We start from the raw sequence: 21,796 nt of genomic DNA, 5'->3' as shown, positions 1-21,796 counted from the left end.
CCTTTGCGGTAGCGTGTTTCATAGGAGTGTACACCCTGGCGAAGCGCCGGGGGGTACACTGACCGATTACCTAAAGACATCTGACAGCGTCTTTTTTCAGGGAAAGGCCGCCGCGCCCCCCAAAGCGTCACCGCATTGAACTGAGTGAGGAGACGTGATGTCACAGTACACCGCGCCAATGGAAAGCGACTCGCCGAGACGAATAACAAGCGCTTTGCCGCAACTTCATGCACGAAGACCTATCGCCGCCGTAATCGGTCACCCATTGATAATGACAGCCAAACATGCCGCCGATGTCAATTCCAGGTAAGCAAGTGAGTTCCATTGCCCCTTTTGCCCAGTCAGCTTCGCCGACTGGGCAAAAGGGGCCGAGGAACACGAACAGTGTCACCGTTGTACCCAGGGCGGCGCGCGCTTTCAGCGCCGCTTGCCCTGGGCTGGTATGTTTCGCGCTTTCAGCGCTTCTGCCGCTTCGCGGCCAGGGAAACGGGCGCGTTTGACTCAGCTAGAAGCTCTATGGCTTAATTATCAATGGGTGACCGATTACTCCCCGCCGGTGCTATCTCCTACCAGTAACGCCAGCACCTCCGCCACGACGTCGGCCAGGGGCTTCGTCGTGACGATTTCGTGGGTAGCGCGGCGGCGCAGCAACGGCTCGATTTCCTTGCGGTTCGCCATGACCTCCGCCAGCTCGTCGGGGCGCTTGCCATAGGGATTGTTGCTCCGTTCAGCTAATCGCCGGCGAATGACCGCCGCCGGTGCGCTCAGCAGGACAATGTGATCAAACTGGGCATAGAATTGCCGCTGATTTTCTGCGCAGCCACTCACCACCAGCGCCTGGCCGGCGTGAGCGTCCAGCCAGCGCTGCAGCCGCTCTTCATGCCAAAGCTGGTGACCAAGTTCGTTGCAGGTAGACCAGCCCGGTTCGTCCATATCCACGGCAGCAACGCCCCGCTGCCGTAAGGCGTCAATGACACTGCTCTTGCCGGTGCCGGACATACCCGTAAGCAGAATGCGCTGCTGGGCCATGTTCAGACCACCTAACTACGCTGAGTGCATCCACCGTTCACCGCCATCAGGGCATCAGCTCAAGTTTTTTGACGGCGATTTCGCCTTCGCCATTATCGCCCGTCGCCGAGCCGTGGCAACCGATGGTGATACTCTTGATGTTGCTCACATCGAGGTCGCTCCCGCTGAGCTTTTTGCTCCAGGATGCCATCATGAAGCTGTCAAAAGGCAGCTCGATACTCCGCCAGTCCGCGCTAGGAGGAACCGCGACCGTCGTGTAGAATGACCCGCCACCCTCGCCAAGCATAATGAGGAGGCCCTTGATACCTGCAGGCACTTTCGCCTTGTAGGTTAGACGCAGGCCCTTGTAGGACGCGTATTCCGCCTCCGGCAATGGCATCACCGGCGTCACGAACATGTGACGGTTCAACGGAAAACGGAAGGACACCGTCGGCACGTCCACGTCTCCGTCCTTAACCATCGCCGTGCTCTGCGTGGCGGCCTTGTCAATGCCCAGCGACCACTTCTGAATCGGCAACAACGCTATCTCCAGAGGCGCCGTTGGCACATAGGGCCTGCTCGTCAAGCTTGCATTGCTGAGCTCGACCCGGCCAGCGCCTTCGCCATCGGCCAGAAAACCAACCCAAAAATGACTCAGCCCCGACCAGTCCAGCTCTTTGCCAGCACCGCTGCTGAAATTCGTCCGCCGCAGACTGACCAAGTTCATGCGCAACGTCGCGGCCTTGCCGTCGGTGCCCACTGGCGTGCCATAGCGATACCACGCATCCCCATTCTTGTCGAAGAACATGATGGCCGGTCGGATGGCAACTGCCTCATCTGCGTTGGCGGCGACCGTCACTTCCAAAGCCTTGAAAGCCGGCATGGCGGCCGGAGCCTCAATCGTCAGCGGCACAAAACGCCGTTCGGCACCTTTTTTCGTAAACGCGATGCGCCAGAGGGGCCCGCCTGCCTCGCCGGCGGGAAGCGCTGCCAAGCTGGCGTCCACGCCCACCGCCGGCTGCAGCGCGGCCTTGACCACGCCGCCATCGGCACACAAAGGCATGAACGCATCCTGGGCCATGAGCACACTCAGCATGGCGGGCAAGGCAAGTAGAAAAAGTCGCGTCGTCCTGGCATTCAGCATGGCGGGCTCCTCGGAGTTCAGGGTGAGTCATTGTTAGCGTGAAAACAACGAATCACTTTACTACGATTATCAGCCGAGAACAACCCGCCGCGCAGAGAAAAGAAAGCCTGCGCCTTGGCGTCGGAACAACTCAGCCGAACGACCGGCCACCGCGAGAGCGCATCCCCGAGCCACCACGGCCACCGGCCGCACCCGAAGAGGCACCGTAACTCGGCCGCGCCGGACGACCTGAACCGCCAGCACGATGGGCACCAACGCCCGCTGATGCCGACGCGCCCTGCGGACGCGGCGATGACGAAGACGAAGACGACGGCCGACCCGAACGACCACCACGGGGCGGCAGCGGCGGCCGTGAAAAGGCCTCGCGATGCTGCTGGCTCGGCGCCTCGTTGTAGTCGAAGCCGGGCATGAGCTGGCGTTTGATATAATAGCCCAGCAGCCGTTCAATGGCGGCAATCTCGCCGCGGTCTTCCTCGGTCACCAAGGTAAAGGCCTGACCAGTCTGCAACGCCCGGCCGGTACGGCCAATGCGGTGCGTATAGGCATCAACAGTGTCCGGAATGTCAAAATTGATGACATGCGACACACAGCTCACATCAATGCCGCGCGCGGCAATATCCGTAGCCACCAGGATGTGGTAGTCGCCTTTGCGAAAACCGTCCAGCGAGTCCTGTCGCTTGTTCTGAGACATGTTGCCCTGTAGCTGCGCTGCGCGCATCCCGCGCTTCACCAGCTGCTCGCTCAAGCGCTTCGCGCGAAACTTCGTCCGCGTAAACACGATCACTGAGTCGCTCTTCAGATCATCAAGAATATGGAAAAGCAACTGCGGCTTGAGATGTTGCGCGACGGGGTATAACGCGTGCGTCACAGTGTCAACCGGCGCTGCGTGGCCAATCTCCACCGTCTCGGGATTGTGCAGCACTTCCATGGCCAGATGACGAATCTCACTCGGCATGGTCGCCGAAAACAGCATGGTCTGACGCTGACGGGGCAAATAGCTGATGATGCGACGGATGTTCGGCAGGAAGCCCATATCGAACATGTGATCCGCTTCATCCAACACCAGGGTCTCAACATGGCTGAGATCAACACTCTTCTGCTGCAAATGATCCAGCAGCCGACCGGGACAGGCCACGATGATCTCCGTGCCACGCCGGAAATGATCCAGCTGCGGCTTGGCGCCCACACCGCCGTAAACCGCGCATGAACGCAGGCCAAAAGGCCCCGCAAACTGCTCGAAGACGCCCTCAATCTGCGCCGCTAACTCACGCGTCGGCGCAATCACCAGACAACGGACCTGCCGACGCGGCCCCGCCTCTAGGCGATGCAAAATGGGAAGGACAAAGGCAGCGGTCTTACCCGTGCCGGTCTGAGCCAGCCCAAGGACGTCCCGGCCAGCTAACACATGCGGAATGGCTTGTTCTTGAATCGGAGTCGGATTGCTGTAACCAGCGGCGGATATGAGCGGGAGAAGCTGCGAATGAAGGCCGAAATTTGTAAAATCCATGAGTCTCTCAAAAAGGGTTGCTACAACGTAAAACGCTCCAGCAGCCAGTCTTGGCGCATCATCGCGTTCCTACGCGCAGCGTTTTGCAGAATGAATACTATATCCAACAATGGCATTTTCGCAAGTCACTGATAGACAATTTGCTAGAAAATACGTAATCGATCCGTGATTGTGAATAGCCGGTACCATCGGTCTCAAGTGTCCCCTGGGGCCAGCCGTTATCCATCACCAAGCGCCAACCTCATTCCGGCCAACTCACCCTGCGTGTTTCGGCAAAACGCCGCAGTGGTATTAAGTTAGCCGTCGCTCGTAACGCTCTTCGCGATCTTGCCCACCGCCCGATAACCTCGCCAGCTGCCGTCACCATACAGGGTTCCCACCATGCTATTGCTTTCACGTTTATGCAGTCTCTTCGCCCTCTTCGGCATTGCATTATCGCTCCATGCCCAGGAACGCCGCGGCATCACCTGGCATCACGGCAGCTCGCCATACCGCGCGATCTTTGCGATCAAGGACGTGGGCAATCACCCACGCGCCGGCGTAGCCATCGCCGTGCCGGTCTGCGGCCTGGGTGACGCCGACGGCAAGGACGTCTTCTGCTTCGACCAGCGCGGCCGGCAACTCCCCGCCGCCAATCTCGGTCCAGCCACCAACAACTGCGCCCTCATGCTGGTCCAGACCGAAAAGGAGAGCAAGAGTATTCTGGCCTACTTCGGCTCCCCGCAACGCGCTCCGACGGCCAAATTCGTAGTCATGCCGCTTATCTGTTCTGTCTATGCCGTCAACGACCTCAAAAACACCGGCTGGGCTGATCTCTCCGGCCGCCTCCAAGCTGGCCGCCTGATCGGCCAGTTCGTCACTGACCGCATGGAGCAAGTCTGCAATCCCATCGACTCCCGCAGCAGCTTTGTCATGGTCCAGGAAGGCAGCATCCTCGCTGAACAGCAACAGAACCAATCGCTGTTTATCGCCAGCGACGAAAACAGCTTTCTCTTCCTTGACGACGTGCTGGTCATCGACCGCCAGGGCGCCACCAGCGTGCACAATTCCCTGCGCGGTGAAAACCGCAAGGAGCTCAGCCTGAAGCCCGGCGCCCATTCACTGCGGCTCATCGCTGTCAACACTCGCAATCCCTTCACTGCTGCGCTGGGGCGCTGGGTCAACGCCAAAAAGGTCGAGCCCGTGCCGCCGTCCGCCTTCGTGCGCTTCGGCAACGGCACCCTCAGCGCCGTCGAAGCTCGCCAAAACGCGCCTAACCCGGCCTTCACCTACACCCATCTCTCCTACATGAATCTCCCCGAAGGCGCACCGCTCACCGAAACCGAGCTAAGCACCTACAGCGGCGACGAAGCTACCTGGCGTTTCGCCGACGGCGTCACCCTCAAGGGCGCCAAAATCCGCCGCGTCTTCGCCACCCTCGCATCCTGCGATGTCGAAGTCCGCAGCGGCCGCGCCACCGCCAGCGGCGCCGTGATGTTCCCGGAAGCAGCCCCGCCAAAACGCCTGCTCTCCGAACGCCAACAGGACTACAAGCACTACGAACAGCTCATCCTGGCCGCCGGCGTCGATAAACTCAAGGACCGCGACAGCATTCGCAACTTCCTCGAATTCTATATGCTCGTGGACCTCCATCCCGCGCAGGTGCCGCTCTGCGAAGCGCTGCTTCAGGCGCGTGGCGGCAACCGCGAAGAACGCGCCATAACCAACCTCACCCTCGCTCGCGCCGCCGCCAGAGACGAGCCCCAAAAAGCCGTCAAGGCGTACGCCGACGCGCTCAAGGACAGCCCCAATGACGACAGCAGCGAACTCATCCAGGAACTGATCGAATTCGTCGTCTTTCGCCTGCGCGACCTCCCCCTCGCCCAGGAAATGCTCGACCGACACGGCCGCAATCTGCGCAACAAGGACAAAACTCGCCTCGCCCTCCAACTCGATATCGCCCTCCAGGCCGGCAAGATCGACGACGCCCGCAAACACTACGCGGCGCTCCTCCGCGGCCGCAGCAACCGCGACGACCAACGCATCGCCGCCGTCCAGGGTAACGCCTTCGCCGAAAGTGCCCGACGCGCCCGGGAGGAAAATCGCCTGCTCGATGCCATTGTCGCCCTCCGCGCTTGGGACGAAATTGCCCCCATGGCCCGCGGCGATGGCAGTTTCAGTCTGGAACGAGCCCGCATCTTCCGCCAGCGCGGCTGGCTCGAAGGCGCTATCGGCGAACTCAACGCGGCCATTCTCGCCGAGCCCCTCCTGCCCAATCTCCCCGAAGTCGAATTCGAACAGGCCGGCATTTACGACGACATGGGCCGCAAGGACGACGCCCACAAGCTCTACCAGAAAATAGCCACCGAATACCCCAACCACCCCCTCGCCGACAGCGCCAGAACAAAAATCAAATAAAACAGCGTCAGCCTTGTATCTCACTTTTACTCAGCCTTGAGGTCATTCAGCCATGCCAAAGCAACTCATCGCCAGCGCCTTCGTCCTGCTCGTCCTCGCCGGCATGCCAGCGCTGTTCGCCGGCGGCAGCGTCGTGCCCGTCGGGACCTACCTCTATGCCGACCTCGAAAAAGTCCCCGACGCCACCGGCAGTCTCGAGCTGCGCTTCACCACGCCCGGCCCTCATCGCCTCGTCATCGCCTTCGGCCGCAAGTACCGCAAGGACAGCAAAGGCCGCGAGGGCACCACCGAGCCCGAACGCGAAGCCTTCAAGCCGCGCCTAGCCGAACTGCGCGAAGACGGCCGCTGCGCCTTCTTCGCCAAACTCCCGCCCGATTACTACGATGTTATGGTCATTGATGCTAGCACCATGACCTTCCACGAGGGCATATCACTCATCAAAAACGCCCTCGCCGACAGCATCGACAGCGAACGCGAAAAACTCTACATCGACGAAATCCGCAAGAGCCTCGGCCTCCGCGACGACCGCATCGGCGGCTGGGAAGGCTTCTTTGACAACAAACAGATCGAACGCATCGACGTGGCCGACAACCGCGCCGGCGTCCTCATGCAGCAGATGCGCCTGGGCACCGCCCTGGCCGAAAGCGGCGCCGTCCTTAAAGGCTGCATCCACAGCATCGATGTCATCTGGGTCGAACGAGCCATCGCCGAAGGCGCCGGCTGGCAGGTCATCAACCGCCAACAGGTCTATCGCGACGAAATACTCGCACGAACTTTCTTCAAACATAGCCTGCTGCCAACACTCTCCGGCATCCGCGTCGGCACCAAAGCAAAAAAACTCGCCGATATCGCCCTGCCGTGAAATTCCCGGCAGGCACCACCCCTGTCCACGCTGTCCACGCTGTCCACGCTGGCCACCTCCCCGCCCGCGCGCATTGATTTCCCCGTAGCGGGTTATACCTTATTGCTCCTCGACTCAGCACCTTCCCCCGTAGTCTTTATCCGCAACGCAGGAGCATGTGTTTCATGAGTGCGACAACGGCCCAGCCTGAGATTCCATGGGTGACCAGCGACATTGAAATCACCAGCAGCATTGATCACAACGTCCAGCCCGCTCGGGCCTACTTGGCGCCCGACAGCGCCAAGCGTCCCATGATTGTCTTCCTGCATGCGTGGAGCGCGACCTACCAGCAGCGGCTGGCGCCCGATGTCGAGCAGTGGGCTCACGACCAGCACTGGCATATCATGGCGCCCGATTTCCGCGGCCCATCATGGAATGCATCGTCCTGCGCCTCGGACTTGGCGATTCAAGACGTCCTCGACGCCGTCGCCTACGCCCGTCAGCATGCCGCCGTTGACGACTCGCGCATCTATTTGGTCGGCTGTTCCGGCGGCGGCCATTTCGCCATGATGATGGCCGCGCGCCATCCTCTGCTCTGGGCCGGCGTCAGCGCCTGGGTGGGCATATCCGATCTGGCCAAATGGCATGCGCACTGCTGCCAGAGCGACGTCGAGTACATCGCCAACTACGCAAAGCACATCGCGAGCGCCTGCGGTGGCAAACCGGGCTCGTCACCGGCGGTCGATGCCCAGCTGGCCCGCCGTTCGCCCATTACCTGGCTCAAGCCCGGCCTGCCCTGCATCCTCGACATCAACGCTGGTATCCACGACGGCCACACCGGCTCAGTGCCCATCTCACACAGCCTCGAAGCCTTCAACGCCGTCGCCGATCCCGCCGATCGGATCGCCCCCGCCGATATCGCAATCATGACCAGCGAACGGCGCATTCCCGACCACCTCCAAGCCGCCCCCGAAGACCCCGCCTACGGCGCCAAGCCCGTGCTGTTCCGACGCAGCTCCGGCAGGGCCCGCGTGACTATCTTCGCAGGCGGCCACGAACTGCTGCAGAAGCCCCTGCGCTGCTGGCTGGAAAAACTCAACGACCAACGATAATTCACCGGCAACAGGGGCACAATGCCTTTTTTTCTCTTCAATGGCTTCCTCCTCTTTGGCCTCGCGGCGCTCATTCCCGTGGCGCTGCATCTGCTCCACAAGCGCAAGCCCCAGCCGTATTTCTTCGCTGCCGTACGCTTCATCCAGGACGCCACCGCCAAATCCCGCCGCTCACGCCGCGTCACCCAATGCGTGACGCTGCTCATGCGCGTGCTCATCATCATCATCCTGGCCATGGCCTTCGCCCAGCCGCTGGTCCGCAGCAACAAATACCTCTCAGAGGGGCAACGCGTGGCCGTCATCGTCATCGACAGCAGTGCCAGCATGCAGGCAGCCGGCGGCGACAAGAGTCTCTTCGAACTCGCCCAGACCTGGGCAGCCCTGCTCGTTGACGGCCTCGCCGAGGGCGACCGCGTGGCCATTCTCGCCCCCGGTCGCGATGATCCACGCGTCGTCTTCCCGCCCGTCTCCGACCACCAGGCCGTCAAAAGCGCGCTGCTCGAACTCAAAGCCGGCACCGGCCAGGCCGACGTCGCCGAAAGCATCCGCGATCAACTGCAACGCCAAGACGGCGGCCTCGCTAATGTCGAAATTCACGTCTTCAGTGATTTCCAACGCGCGTCATGGAACAACGACGCCCTCCAGCCCATGCTTGACAGCATCGCGGAACACCGCGGCGCGCTGTTCTTCAATCAACTCGTGAGCGCCGGCGGCGGTGACAGCGGCATCGCCAGTGCGCTCTTCATGCCGCCGGCCATCCTCGGCGACGGCACCATCGCCACCGTCGCCACCATCAGCACCAACGAACAATTCGTCGGCACCAGCATCCTCCGCCTGCAGGGCGCCACCGGCGAGGAAATCAACCACGTCGCCTTGGACCTCCTCCCCAAGGACAAGCGCGAAACACGCCTGCAGGGCATGGGCAGCGGCGCCGCACCCGACTGGACCGGCGTCCTCGAACTGAGTGACGACGTCTTCGCGCTCAACAACCGCCACTACTTCTCTCTGCCGAGGCTGTCCGGCGCGCCGGCCCTGCTGGTCAATGGCGGCAGCGACCGCGATTCGTTTTTCCTGGAACGGGCGTTGCGCCCCGGCGGCCAGGCCGCGTCACTGATGCTGCCGCAAGTCGTTGATTGGGCCGGCTTCATGGCCGGTGACATCAGCGCCAACGCCGCCATCTTCATCTGCAATCCACCCGTGCTTGACGACGCTGTGCGCCAGAAGCTCGACGGCTATCTCCAGGGCGGCGGCGTAGTCATGTTCTTCCCAGGCGAAGAACAGGGCCTCAGCGAAAGCACCCTGCGTGCCTTCGCACCCTGGGAGCAGCTGCGCGCCGCGCCTGCCGACCAGGGCGACATTCAGCGCCTGCCGGTCGCCGTCGGCAACGCCCACGATCCCCTCGTGCAGAAACTCCAGGCGCTGCTGCCGCCACCATGGGCCGTGCCCATCCGCAAATACCTCAACATTCACCCGCCGACGGCTGATGAAGCCGTCCTGAGCTTCCGCGGCGGCAACGCCTTCGTGATGCGTTCCAGCCGCGGCGCAGGCTGGCTCTGGCTCTGCGCCACCAGCGCCAACCGCGACTGGTCCGACTGGCCAATGACGCCGTTCTTCTTCATTTTCATGCAGGAGCTGTGCAAGGAAGCCGCTGGCCTGCGCCAGCCACGCTTGGCGGCCGAAGTCGGCGGCGCCATCGCCATTCCCTGGCCCGGCCAGATCACCAGCGCCGAATTCAGTATCACCGCGCCAGACGGCGCCGAACGCCGCCTGACCGTGCAGCGCCAGAACGCCAACGAGCCCTTCGTGCTCGGCGGCTTCAGCCTACCAGGCATCCACAGCGTCCAATATGGCGGCATGACCCGCAAACTCGCCGTGAACATCCCCGCCGCCGAAAGCGACCTCAGTTACTGGCGTGGCAACGAACTGGTCGCGGGCGCCAAGGGCATACCGGCAGCGCATTGCCTCAGCCACGAACAGCTCCGACAAGAAATCACCACCCTCCGCCAGGGCAGCCCCCTCTGGCCATTGCTGCTGATCATGGCCTTTGCCCTCAGCATGATCGAAGTCATCTTCGCCAATCTCCGCAGCCGGCCGCAAGACCAGCCGAGCTTCCTGGCCAAAATCCTCAAACAGGGAGGCGCGGTATCATGACCTCCCCCGCCGTCATCCTCTGGAACCCCGTGCTGCCACCCGTGGTCATGCTGCTCTGCGGCGCCGTCTTCGCCTGGCTCGCCTGGCGGACCTACCGCGACTGCCGCATCGAACGCCGCAAACGCCTGCTGCTCTGGTCGCTGCGCATGGCCGCATTCGTCATCCTCTGCTTCATCCTCGCCCAGCCTTCGCGACGCGATACCCGCCGCGAAAGCGAAAAACCCGCCCTCGCCGTCCTCGTCGATGTCTCCGCCAGCATGGACGACAATCCCACCCGCGCCACCCAGACCCGCGCCGTCCGCGCCGCGTCATTCCTCCGCTCGAAGGCCATCAAACAGGCAGAAGAGGACTTCCGAGTGCTCTATTTCGCGGTCGGTAACGACCTCGATGAGGGCTTCGCTCCCACGGCTGACCTGTCCTTCCATGCCCCGCGCACCTTTTTGCTCAACGCCCTCCAGCGCCTCAATGCCCGCCTCCGCGCCGAAAACCTCGCCGGCGTCGTCCTCCTCAGCGATGGCCTCGACCAGTCCATGCTTGACCTCGACGGCATCGCCTTCACCGCGCCGCTGCTCATTCCCGAACTCGAAGACCCAGCGCCCATCGCCGACAGCGATCAAATCGATTTCGCCATCGCCGACTTGGCCTACCCCAAACGCGTCATCGTCAAATGGGACACCCGCATCGAACTGTCTGTCCAACGCAAGACCGGCAGCGGCAACGCCGCTTTCCCCGTGCACCTGCGCCACAACGGCACAACCATCCAAAGCGAACAGGCCGAATTCGCCGACAACGAACGCTTCCGCAAAATCGCCTTCACCATCACCCCCGACCAAATCGGCAGTCAACTCTACGAGGTCGTTATCGAACCCGAAGGCGACCAGGACAGCAGCAACAACCGCAAAGAACTCCTCATCGAAGTCACCGACGCCAAACAACGCGTGCTGTACCTCGAAGGCGTCCCGCGCTGGGAATTCAAATTCCTCAAACGCGCCCTCCTGGCCGAAAAAAGCTACCAACTCAGCGCTTTCGTCCAAGGCGGCGACGGCGCTTTCATCAACTTCGATGAACAGAGCGGCTTCGCCGGCGGCGCCCTGCCCACGCTCGACGCCGAAAATCTCAAGGCCTACAAGGCCATCATCATCGGCGATATGCCCGGCAGCGCCATCGACGCCGACGCCGCCAAGCACATCCAGGACTTCGTCGATAAGGGCGGCGGCCTGCTCATCCTCGGCGCCGCCCGCGCCTACGGCCGCGACGGCATCATCGGCAACGAGCATATCCAGGCCATGATGCCCGCCAAATCCGGCCCCGACGCCGCCATGCGCGAAGGCCGCTTCATGGTCGATTTCACCGCCGCCGGCCGGGCCGTCCCCGCCTTGTCCAGCCTCGCTGACGAAATGCGCCTGCCGCCCATCCTCAGCCTCTGGTCGCCCGTCGAAACCGGCTCTTTCACCACCGTCGTCCTCACCAGCAGCGACAACACGCCCGTGGTCGTCACCCGCCGCTACGGCCAAGGCCGCGTCGCCATGATCCTCAGCGACTCACTCTGGCGCTGGCAGATGGGCAGCGGCGACGACAACGGCGGCAAGGGCATCTACGGCCGCTTCGTCACTCAGCTGCTCACCTGGCTCTGCCCCAGCCAAGACGACCGCGACGACAGCGGCCTCATGCAAATTCTCCTCGCCGACGGCGAAGTCGATCTCCGCGCCCGCGTGGTCATCGGCCTCAGCGGCCTTAAGCAGAGCGGCGTCAACAGCGTGACCTGCCGCATCCGTACCCCCGACGGCAAAGAACTGGCCATTCCCATGGCCCCCGCACGCCTGGAAGGCGACGTCGGTCTTAGCCAACCCAGCGACGGCTTCCGTTGCGAATTCGTCCCCGACGAAGTCGGCCCCTACCGCGTCACCGTCACCAGCCCCGACGGCACCCAGGACGCCGGCACCGTCTTCCTCGCCCGCTTCCCCGAACACGAACGCACCGGCCAGCCCGCCAATCGCGGCCTCCTCCAGCGCCTCGCCAGCATGAGCAACGGCAAATACGTCCCCTGGGCCGAACAGCAAGACCTGCTCGCCAAACTCGACCACAGCCCCCGCGAAAGCGAATCGTCCACCGAATACCCCATCTGGAACCACTGGCTCGCACTGGCCGCACTCATCGCCCTCTTCTGCCTCGAATGGTGGCTACGACGACGCGCAGATATGGTGTGAGGGCCAATGAAATGGGAATACTTCTCCGCAGATTTCGCAGATTAACACAGATTACTTTGTTTGCTGAGAACCAAAAATCTGGGTAATGTGCGAAATCTTGTGATAGAAAGAGAGACTTGACACAGTCGTTCTGAAGCCTTTCTCAGCGCCTACGGGGCAAATTCATGCATAAACACCTGATAAGGAGTCTATTGTCAAAAAGCCTTTCGCAAAAGAAGAGTTTCGGTCACATTGGCGCAACTACAAGTTTCATCACATAACTTCGCACATTAACAAAATCTGGGTAATGTGCGAAATCTTGTGATAGAAAGAGAAACTTGGCGCAGTGGTTCTGAATCCCTTGCCTGCGACTACAGGGCAAATCCATGCACAACTGATTGATAAACAGCCAATTGTAAAAATCCTTTTTGCACAATAAGAGTATCGGTCACATTGGCACAAGGAATTACCGATTGGCAACCACAAGTTTCATCACAAAACTTCGCACATCAACAAAATCTGCGACATCTGCGGATAGAAGTCCCTCTTGTCCGTCGTGGGCGATCATGCAAAGCGACGCTGGACAATGTCCCGGAGCATGGGCGCGCGGTCGTCGCCGTTCAAACCGCAATGGAGGACGAAGGGCCGCTGCGACCACTGCCGCAAGCGCGCCGCCAGCCCCGCCGGGTGATAGCGGTCATTGATGGCCGCCAAAGCGAAGAGCGCGTAGGACAGCGCGTTGTTGACGTGATTTGCCTGCGCGTAGGGCCCACCGTCGCCTGCGAGGTCGGCACAGAAAGCCGCCGCGTAGTCCTCCACCAGCGCCAGCAGCAATGGCACGGCTTCGCCATCGCCCAGGCGTCCCAGCAGGCACAACGCCTTGATGCGATTGGGATAGGCACCCGCCGGCACCGGCCGCGGCGATGCAAGCGACTGCCGCAGCTGCGCGCAGGCCCGGCCGTCGCCGGCAAGGCCCAACGCAATGGCGAGATTCTCCACATAAGGACCGTCCTTGCTCAATTCAGCATAAATACCATCGCAAATGGCCTTGCGTACCGCTGCAGGCTGCCGGCGCAGTTCCCGTGCGGCCCACAGCGCCAGCGCCGGACTCTGCTCTTCCGCTGGCAAACGCACATCGGAATTATGCCAGCGGTAGGCGACGATGTCCCTACTCAGCGCGGCAATGTATTCGGCGGCCGTCTGCGGCAACTGCGCCGGCACCGGCACGCCGTTGGGTCGGCGCGTGCCATGCAGGTCGGCTATGCCGCAGTGCCATTCTTCATTCAGACAACCACTGGCGCGCAGTTCCGCAGCCAATTCGTCGTAGGGGACATCCCGGGGGGCCACGCCGTGCTTTTTAGCCAGCGCCGCTGCTACGGCCGCCGCTTCGCCAGCTTTGCGGAAGTCCCGTTCCATGCGCAGCCCGCCACCGAGATCGTGGTCCAAACCCATGATTTTGCCAGCCACCAACAGGCCGTCGAGCCCCTTGGGCAAGAGCGCGTCGTAGGACAGCGCCGCTGAGAAGCCGTAGCGCTGCATGCCACAGAGTACCCGCCAATCGACCATCGTGTCGCTTTCGTAGGCGTAATCGCCATTCATGTTGGTCAGGTCTTGCGGCGTAAAGGTGTAGAACAGCGGCTTGGCGGGAGTTTTGCCGGCAAGTGCGTCATCCCAAGTCAGCATGTCCTCGCACAATGCGTGGCCTTCCTCGCGTTGTCCCAGCACCGCGCCGTTGTAGAGCAGCCGCGTGCCGTTGCCGTATTTGCGTTTCAGCGGCCCCTTGGTAGACGCAGCGAGGATGGCGCGGCTGAGCTCCTCCGCGCTGGGATCGCTGAGAAAGCCGCAGAAAGCCCAGCAGCCGCGCGCCAGGCCATTGTTCAGATCACCGATGGTCTTGGAAAAGGCCATTTGCGCGCCGTCCCACTCGCGACCATAGATCATGGTGCCGCCGGCCAGGCGCAGGACCGCGCCCTCGGCCGAGGCGTCAATGACCACGGCGACAGCGACGTCACGCACCACGCCACGCCGCAGGAGCCGCAGGCCGCAGACTATGTTGCCGTCAAGCCACACGCCGCAGGGCGTCGTCTCGTAAGCCAGCTCGGCACCGGCCCTGAGTGCGGCCTGTTCCAGCACAGCCGTACGAACAATGCCGGGGATGCAGCGGCCCTCGTCGGGATGGCTCTGGCACTGAGTGTAATTGCCGACACGGCTGAGGAGCATGGCCTGCCGGTCGAGTTCCTGCCAGCGCCCGCCGCAGCTGCCGTAGTAATAATCCCAGACGCAGCCGAGGGTCATCAGGCCGCCGGGGCCGTGCTGGCGCTCAACGCCGAGGCAACTGAGGCCCAGTTGCGCACCGGTAATCAGCGCGTCAGCGCCGGCCGTGCCCAGACCGACCACTGCCAGATCGACACTCGCCTGGGGAGCAAAAACATCGTCGAGCACGATGTGCCGGCGTTCACTAAGCGTATGCAATGTTGCTGTCATCAGGCGGTCCTCCCTTCGTAAGCCGCCATCAGCGACCCGTAGGATGCCGACGGCCGCCAGCGCCAAGATGGCCCGACCGCCCGGTTGATCGGCGCGATGTACTCGTGCGCAATCGCGCCAGCCTCGGCGCCCAACTGCCAGGACCGCGCCAGACCACGCCCACGCAATTCCGCCCAAGTGTCATGCAACGCCTGGCGGGCCTGTGGCCAGCCCGCGTCTGCCAGCAGCGCGACCTTGAGGATCAACTCGTCGGGCAACGCTCCGCGCAGACAGCACCAGCGCTCGGGCTCGATGGACTCCGGCGCCGGCGCGCCAGCCGCTGTCGCCACCATAGCGCCACAGAAACTCTTGCGCAGTGGCACGCCCTGAGCAAGCGCATGGCCGACCCCCTCGCTAGTGGTGTCGACAATTTGCTCGGCCGCAACTGTGCTCATGCCATCGCGATTCCACAGCGTGACCGCCCAGCCACCGTCGTTGTGTGCCTCGATCTTCAAGACCTCAGTATAGAGCAGCACCCGGCAATTCCGCTCATGGAGTCTCGCCGCGAGCAGATCAGCCACGGGCGGCAAATGCACCCGGCCGTCATGGAGCAGGCCCCATTCGACCATAGCGTCGGCGAGTTCGCGGCCGGCGGGCGTGGTCGCTTCCGGGCAAGCCGGTTCATGCAGCGCGGCGCTATAATCGTAGCCGAGGACCATGCCCCGTTCCACCAGCAGGGTGCCCGCCGAATCTGCCATCGCCAGACCACAGCCAAGAACCGTACCACCTATCACCAATCTATTGGCCTGCAACATGTTAGTGAGTGTCCTTCCCGCAGTCTTTGTCCAGCCCCTGCTGGTCGCGTTCGTCAAAGACCTCTTTGGCCGTGAAAACAGCGTTCACCGCCGCCGGGAAACCCGCATAGACTGCCAGCTGGATGAAGACTTCGAGAATCTCGGCGCGAGTTACGCCAACATTCAGGGCCATGTTGATGTGGCTCTTGAGCTCCACTGGCGCATAGCCCAGCGTCGCAATCGCCGACAGAATCACCAGCTCGTGCTCGCGTTTGCTCAAGCCCGGACGCGAATGCACGTCGCCAAAAGCAAACTCGCGGATATAGTCGTTGAGATCGGGACAAACTTCCAGCAGCCGTGAACCAATGGGGCTGTTGTTGCCCATGTCCTGCAGGCGCGCTGCGCCCTGCTGAAAACGCTCGGATTTGCTCATCAATAATCCCTTCACCTGGCTTTCAGACAAAAGCCAAGGAGCTGTTCACTCATTAAGTTTACACATTGCAGTGCAAACGCTCTTTCATGTCATACCTTGTCGCCGGCCAACATTTCCCTGGCCGCGAAGCGGCAAGCGCCCTGGAGGGGCGCTGTTATCGTAGCCCAGGGCAAGCGCCGCCGCAGGCGGAGCGCCGCCCTGGGTACAGCGCCTATTACGCTCGTGTTCCTCGGCCTCTTTGGCCCCAGTCGGCGCAGCTGACTGGGGCCAAAGAGGCAATGGAACCTAACCTTTTTATGTTTGCGCTGTCGCACGCTTTCAGCGTGCCTGGGTATAGCTGTAAACGTAATTAGTAAACGGCTCCTAACCTCGGTGATCCGAGATCACGCTCTTCTGGATCAAGAAGATTGGCCGCAGCCGGGTCAGTCCCGGATATTTTCCGCGCGGAAAATATAGGCGTCCTGCTCCTTCTTTGCCATGTTATTGAAGAGAACATTCCAGCCGCAGACGCGCACTTGCAGTCCTTGATATTTGTCAGGATGTTCCTGGGCATCGTGAAGTACAGACGCGTCGAAGACGTTGAAGTGCATGGCGATACCATTGCGCTGCATATAGGTGAACAGCAAGGCGCGCATGGCCGCAAGGCCCTCGTCGCCGGCAACAGTCGTCGGATGCAGCATGACATCAAGGGGAAAATCACCTGGGAAGAGCGCCGAGTCGATGCTGGTGATGGACGAGATCATGGCGGTGACGCCCGCGCGGTCCATGCCCATGGTCGGCGAGATGTTCTTGGACATCTCGTCGCCAGCCAAGCGCCCATCCGGCGTCGCGCCCGTCTTCACCCCCATGTCGAGGAATTGCTTGGCCGAGTGCGCCGAGGCCACGTAGATGCCACCGCGGCTATTGGGGCGGCCGTTGATCTTGTCGCCGATAAAGCGAGCAATATCCTGTGCGAGGGCATCCACCTCAGCGATGCCATTGCCGTACTTCCGACGGCCGTGCAGCACCCGCTGGCGCAGTTTTTCCTGCCCCTGCCAGTTGTTGGCGAGAATGTCGCGCAGCTGGTCGAGGCTGAGCAGGTTCATCTCGTAGACGAGTTCCTTGACGGCCATGAGCGCGTCGACAGCGGTGCCTAGTCCTGCCTGGAGAATGGCCGAGAGGTTGTGCACCGAGCCATTGCTGAAGGCGTCACGGCCGGTTTCCAGGCTGTTGCTGATGGTCGCTGAGAAGACCTGCGCGGGGCTGATGATGTGCAGGTCCTTTTCAAAATCCGTGGAGCAGGTAATGATGTTCTCGATGATGCCTTCGAGCTGCATGAGGTACGCCTGGTAGAAATCCTCAAAACGACGCAGCTCACTGAGCAGGCCAGTCTTGCGGCCACAGGCCAGGCCGCTGTGCGGGTCGAGGCCGTTGTTGAAGATGAACTCCAGCGGCTTGAGCATGTTTATGTGGCCGGCGGCAGTGCCGTTGGAGCGGCCCAGCGCGCCAAATTCGTAGCAGCCGGAGATGAAACAGGTGCGGGCCTCCTCGTCGCTGAAGCCCTTGCTCTTCAGTGCGCGCCACATGCCTGGCTCGCAGAGGAAGACGATGCTGTTGTGGCCGCGGCGGATCATGTCCAGAGCCAGGTCTATGAAGACCTGCGGCGTATTAGGCGAGACCTTCAGCTGCAGCTTCGGCGTCCAGATGCCGAGCTGGTCATAGACTTGCAGGATGAGGTACGACAACTCGTTGATCTCACTCTCGCCATCAGCGCGGGTCCCGCCGAAGTAGAAGGGATGGCCCCAGTAGTTGTCAATGCCCGCCCACTGCATCAGGAAGTACGCGAAGAACTCGCGAATCTGCGCCTCGCTGTAGCGCCCCGAGTCAATGTCACGGCGATAGTAAGGCATGACCGTGCGGTCAAGATTGCCCAGGGAGCGCACCTGGAAACGGTCTATGTGCTCACCGAACATGAAAAACAAATAAACCAGCTGCAGGACCTGATAGGTGTCTTGCGGCGGGCCGTCATGCAGGGCCTGCAGGCAAGCAGCAACCGCCTCCGCGCGCGGATTGTCACCACGCTGAGCCAACGCGAAATCCCGGAAGCGCAGAATCATGTCCAGCATGGCCGTGTAGGTGATGTCGATGCCGTCAAAATAGGCGGCGACGTCCGGCGTGAGTGTGCCCCGTTCCTCATGTTGGCGGCGGTACTGCCGGGCACGTTCACGCAGACCGGGGAAACCCAGCGTATACACCGCGTCCCAGTCCGGCACCGAGTGGTCGAAGTCCTTCCACATGATGCCGGCGCCGCTCTTTTGCATAGCGTCCCACAGCTGGCGACACTGCAAACGCGTGGCATTGACCTCGCGATCCCAGCGCTGCACCAGTACACTCAGCGGCCGATCGTTGCGATCGTAGCAACCGAAGGCGGGATACCAGTCGTGCTTGCTCACGTCAATCTGGATTTCACGGGTGATCAGCTCGAAAGCCCGCCCCTTGACCACCGGATGCGACGCGTCGGGCATGCTGTCGGCAAGCTCCAGAATGCGCCGCTTCACCGTCGCATTATCCACGCCACTGCCGGCTGCAAAACTCGGCGTCTTGAATTTGGTCTGCAAATACGACTTGTCAGCAGCGAAGGTATTGAACATGAAGAGGGCTCCCGGGATTGCCTGATCACCACACCGGACCACTGCATCGCACCTGATAACGCGCCGTCGTCACAACGACCGGGCAATACTATACCCATCCCCCCCAACGCCCCAATGCCCCGTGTCAGCGAATGAATACCAAATTGTGACCGGACAGCTAATCGGTCAGCCATTGATGATGTCTGATCCTTGGAAACGACGGATCAGGATACCTTCACAGAAACTTTATGGCGCTTGTTGCTTCTGCAAATAAACTTATTCCAATTAAAAATCAAATTGACCCAATTAATCTTGGCTGCCTGGTTTTCTTGCTGTATGGTAAGTGTGGTGTCTCTTTCCACCACACAAAACATGGAGCATACAATGAGAAAACCCGGGCCTCGCGTTATCATTACAGAAACCGAATTGACAAAGGCTAAACAAATCATTGATAATTTGCCATATCGTGATGACCTTCTCGTTGCCTTCGCCGTTGTGCTGACATCTCAGGGTAAGCTTGACCAAGCGAATGTCGGTGAAGTTTTGGGGGTATCCCAATCTACCGTCAAACGAATGATCAAGAATTTCAAACAGAAAAGTTCCGCAGACGAAGAAATCAATGCCCCGGCTTGGGGTGGTGACAGGCGATCGGTTTTGACCTGGGAAGAGGAGAATGAAGTCCTCGATCAGATGACCCCTGAAGCAATTCAAGGACATGTCGTGACAGTCGGCGACATCCAAAGTGCCTTGGAAACCAAAGCTGGCCGCAAAATGAGTCAACAAACTGTCTACAATATTCTTTATCGTCACAGGTGGCATAAAGTGGTTCCAGACAAAGCGCACCCCAAAAATGACCCTGAAAAACTTGAGGAATTCAAAAAAAAACGTTTCCTGAAGCGATACACATGGCAACCATCCAGTCCAAATTGGAGGGAAAAAATCTTCGCATAATGTTCCAGGACGAGGCTCGCTTTGGAAGATTACCGGTGATTCGTGCAGCGTGGGTTCCCTCTGGCGTCCGGCCATTAGTAGTAGCAGCTATTGAACGACAATTTAAATACATATACAGCGCCATAAGCCCGTTTGATGGGGACATTGACTGGAGTGTGACGGACATGATGAATACTGAAAACATGATTTTGTTTCTACAGCAAATTAGTCGCAAGTACCCTGATGATTACTTGTTAATGGTAGTCGATGGAGCCAGTTCGCATCGTTCAAAAGAGATGGAAATCCCAGCAAACGTCCATTTGCTACAGTTGCCTCCCTATTGCCCAGAGTTGAACCCTGTTGAACACCTTTGGGATTACACTCGCGAAAAGGCCTGCGCTAATCGTTACTTTGAAAATCTGAATGATGTGGTGGAAAAAGTTGAACACGAACTGGGCAAACTGGCACAGGGAACATTGACAATGGTCAATAAAGTGTCCCAAATGTTTTGCTGGCCTTGGATGATTAGTGCAATTTGATTTTTAATTGGAATTATGACGTCACGGCATTTTATCGCCGCGAAGCGGCAGAAGCGCTGTAAGCGCGATCTCTGACAGCCCAGCGCAAGCAGCGCTGAAAGCGCGCGCCGCCCTGGGCTATCTTAGGCCGCGCCTTCGGCGCTGAAAACCAAAGGCTGCAGGAATGGCTGTTATCAATGGCTGACCGATTACTTTCGCCCCGTCATCGGTCAGCCATTGCTATTGGATGCACGACATGCCCCCTCCGACGCGGTGAGACGGGACGTGCCTAACCAATGTGGCGCCCTCCAGGCGCAATTCCAAGTTGTTGTCACACCCCTGGTTGCGGCGCCCTCCGGGCGCCTCACCAGGGGTTATGCATGGTACGGCCCTCCGGGCCGAACTTGGCCGATCAGACGACTTGCTTTGTCCGATTCGGGCCGAAAACCACCATCATTAAATATCCATGTTTTTGCGCCGTAGGCGCATAACCATGCTTAACCCCAGGCTTTAGCCCATAAGCGTTAAGTTGTTTCTAGCAATCTCAACTTCGCCACCCAAAACTCAGAATTAATGGAGGGAAAAAAGTCATCGGTCAGTCATTGATATCTGTTGTCCCTGCGGCCTTTTTGACCGTCCTACCGCATACCGTCATCCCGGTGGCATTTGAGCGCTGAAAGCGCGATCTATGATAGCCCAGGGCAAGCGACGCCGAAGGCGGAGCGTCGCCCTGGGTAGAGCGCCAGTATTGATCGTGTTCCTCGGCCCCTTTTGCCCCAGTCGGCGAAGCTGACTGGGGCAAAAGGGGCAATGGAACGATGTCTTTTTCCTTTCCAGTACCTTTGCGCAGCACAGTGTTTTTTTAGGTCGCCCCTTCAGGGCTCCGATAGAATAGGACTCTTACCCGGGGCGACGCGCCCTGACGGGCGCTTGCCCTGGGCTATCTTAGGGCGCGCCTTCGGCGCTGAAAACCAAAGGCCGCAAGGCCAGCTATTCTCAACAACTTACCGATTACTCGGGAAGTCACTGCGGCTCCAACAATACCGCCGGGTCTCACCCGGCCTGGTGGGAAGCAGGCAGGCGGCTGCTAGTGATCTTCAGCGGGGATGCTTGAGATCATACAGCAGCTTCCTCAGCCCCTGCAATTCCTTATTCAGCTCACGAAGCCGCTGCCCCGATGCCTTGATCTTTTCTTTTCGTTCCATCTGAGCGCGAATCTGCTTGTCGCGTTCCGCCTGCGCACCAGGTATCTCCAGATCAAAAATGGGCGTCTGGGGCAAGGGCTTGAGCAATTGGCGGTGAACAATATCCTCTTCGGTAATCTTGGCTTGCATGTCCGCAATCTGTTTTTCAAGGTCGCTGATAGCCGCCGCATTCTCCTCGTTCTTTTGATTGCTCTGGAACTTTTCTTCGATTTTTTCTTCAACCGCAATCACGCGGTCGATCCCTGTTTGCACGGTATCGGAATTGATAACATCTCCCGCAATACTGGCCTGGTCGGGTTCAGTCCTGCCGTTCGCCGTCACGCCCGGCCCGGCAGTGGCTGCAGTGTCGTCAAGCTCTACGGCCGCATTGTCCGTCCTCGCTCCGTCCTGCAGATAAAAATGCTTGTAACCAAGGTAAGCCAGGGTCAGAACGACCAACACAAACAGTGTCGAAACAAAAAAACTCCTCATTTGTCACTCCCTCTCTGCTGTTGCTTT

The 21,796-nt window shown here is 60.3% G+C and carries 15 protein-coding genes; 7 read left to right on the top strand and 8 right to left on the bottom strand.

Going from position 1 to position 21,796, the window contains the following annotated elements:
* Window positions 1-543 precede the first annotated feature (543 nt).
* The 3 genes from J3R75_RS16765 to J3R75_RS16755 form a co-directional block, all read right to left on the bottom strand.
* Window positions 544-1,029 (bottom strand): ATP-binding protein, encoded by a 486-nt coding sequence (locus tag J3R75_RS16765; protein ID WP_307264005.1) that lies wholly within the window; start codon window positions 1,027-1,029, stop codon window positions 544-546.
* A gap of 46 nt (window positions 1,030-1,075) precedes the next feature.
* Window positions 1,076-2,152 carry a CIA30 family protein gene (locus tag J3R75_RS16760; protein WP_307264002.1) on the bottom strand — a complete coding sequence of 359 codons (1,077 nt, stop codon included), beginning with the start codon at window positions 2,150-2,152 and terminating at the stop codon, window positions 1,076-1,078.
* A gap of 130 nt (window positions 2,153-2,282) precedes the next feature.
* On the bottom strand, window positions 2,283-3,659 hold the full coding sequence (locus J3R75_RS16755; RefSeq protein WP_307264000.1) for a DEAD/DEAH box helicase: 1,377 nt from the start codon (window positions 3,657-3,659) through the stop codon (window positions 2,283-2,285).
* A gap of 381 nt (window positions 3,660-4,040) precedes the next feature.
* Here J3R75_RS16755 and J3R75_RS16750 point away from each other — a divergent pair, with 381 nt between their 5' ends.
* From J3R75_RS16750 to J3R75_RS16730, 5 genes are all read left to right on the top strand, one after another.
* A complete protein-coding gene (locus J3R75_RS16750; RefSeq protein ID WP_307263997.1) occupies window positions 4,041-6,056 on the top strand; it encodes a hypothetical protein in 2,016 nt (671 codons plus the stop codon).
* Window positions 6,057-6,108: 52 nt separating this feature from the next.
* Window positions 6,109-6,918, top strand: coding sequence for a hypothetical protein (locus tag J3R75_RS16745; RefSeq protein ID WP_307263995.1), 810 nt, complete (start codon window positions 6,109-6,111; stop codon window positions 6,916-6,918).
* 164 nt (window positions 6,919-7,082) lie between these two features.
* Window positions 7,083-8,009 (top strand): alpha/beta hydrolase family protein, encoded by a 927-nt coding sequence (locus tag J3R75_RS16740; RefSeq protein WP_307263994.1) that lies wholly within the window; start codon window positions 7,083-7,085, stop codon window positions 8,007-8,009.
* A gap of 21 nt (window positions 8,010-8,030) precedes the next feature.
* Window positions 8,031-10,160 (top strand): BatA domain-containing protein, encoded by a 2,130-nt coding sequence (locus J3R75_RS16735; protein ID WP_307263993.1) that lies wholly within the window; start codon window positions 8,031-8,033, stop codon window positions 10,158-10,160.
* Complete coding sequence (locus J3R75_RS16730; protein WP_307263990.1) at window positions 10,157-12,367, top strand: hypothetical protein; 2,211 nt, start codon at window positions 10,157-10,159, stop codon at window positions 12,365-12,367. Before J3R75_RS16735 ends, J3R75_RS16730 begins: the two co-directional genes overlap by 4 nt.
* Window positions 12,368-12,910: 543 nt before the next feature.
* On the opposite strand, the gene J3R75_RS16725 is transcribed toward J3R75_RS16730, so the two are convergent.
* The 4 genes from J3R75_RS16725 to J3R75_RS16710 all read right to left on the bottom strand — a co-directional run bounded on the left by J3R75_RS16725 (window position 12,911) and on the right by J3R75_RS16710 (window position 18,666).
* Window positions 12,911-14,830 carry an FAD-dependent oxidoreductase gene (locus J3R75_RS16725; protein ID WP_307263986.1) on the bottom strand — a complete coding sequence of 640 codons (1,920 nt, stop codon included), beginning with the start codon at window positions 14,828-14,830 and terminating at the stop codon, window positions 12,911-12,913.
* Window positions 14,830-15,624, bottom strand: a complete 795-nt coding sequence (locus J3R75_RS16720; RefSeq protein WP_307263982.1) for an FAD-dependent oxidoreductase — start codon at window positions 15,622-15,624, stop codon at window positions 14,830-14,832. The genes J3R75_RS16725 and J3R75_RS16720 overlap by 1 nt, the downstream gene beginning before the upstream one ends.
* 1 nt (window position 15,625) lies before the next feature.
* Complete coding sequence (locus J3R75_RS16715; protein WP_307263978.1) at window positions 15,626-16,036, bottom strand: carboxymuconolactone decarboxylase family protein; 411 nt, start codon at window positions 16,034-16,036, stop codon at window positions 15,626-15,628.
* Between the two features lie 422 nt (window positions 16,037-16,458).
* Window positions 16,459-18,666 (bottom strand): pyruvate formate lyase family protein, encoded by a 2,208-nt coding sequence (locus J3R75_RS16710; RefSeq protein WP_307263974.1) that lies wholly within the window; start codon window positions 18,664-18,666, stop codon window positions 16,459-16,461.
* Window positions 18,667-18,855: 189 nt separating this feature from the next.
* Between J3R75_RS16710 and J3R75_RS16705 the strand changes: the two genes are divergently transcribed.
* Window positions 18,856-19,596: a helix-turn-helix domain-containing protein gene (locus J3R75_RS16705; protein ID WP_307263971.1), complete on the top strand. Its 741-nt coding sequence runs from the start codon at window positions 18,856-18,858 to the stop codon at window positions 19,594-19,596.
* On the top strand, window positions 19,551-20,114 hold the full coding sequence (locus J3R75_RS16700; RefSeq protein WP_307261930.1) for an IS630 family transposase: 564 nt from the start codon (window positions 19,551-19,553) through the stop codon (window positions 20,112-20,114). The genes J3R75_RS16705 and J3R75_RS16700 overlap by 46 nt, the downstream gene beginning before the upstream one ends.
* Window positions 20,115-21,190: 1,076 nt before the next feature.
* Here the strand turns inward: J3R75_RS16700 and J3R75_RS16695 are convergent.
* Window positions 21,191-21,769 (bottom strand): hypothetical protein, encoded by a 579-nt coding sequence (locus tag J3R75_RS16695; RefSeq protein ID WP_307263969.1) that lies wholly within the window; start codon window positions 21,767-21,769, stop codon window positions 21,191-21,193.
* Between the last annotated feature and the right edge of the window lie 27 nt (window positions 21,770-21,796).

It is taken from the genome of Oligosphaera ethanolica, from assembly GCF_030814695.1.
Classification (GTDB): Bacteria; Verrucomicrobiota; Lentisphaeria; order Oligosphaerales; family Oligosphaeraceae; genus Oligosphaera; species Oligosphaera ethanolica.
Note: the sequence above shows the minus strand (reverse complement) of the source record. Positions and strands in the feature narration are given on the sequence as shown.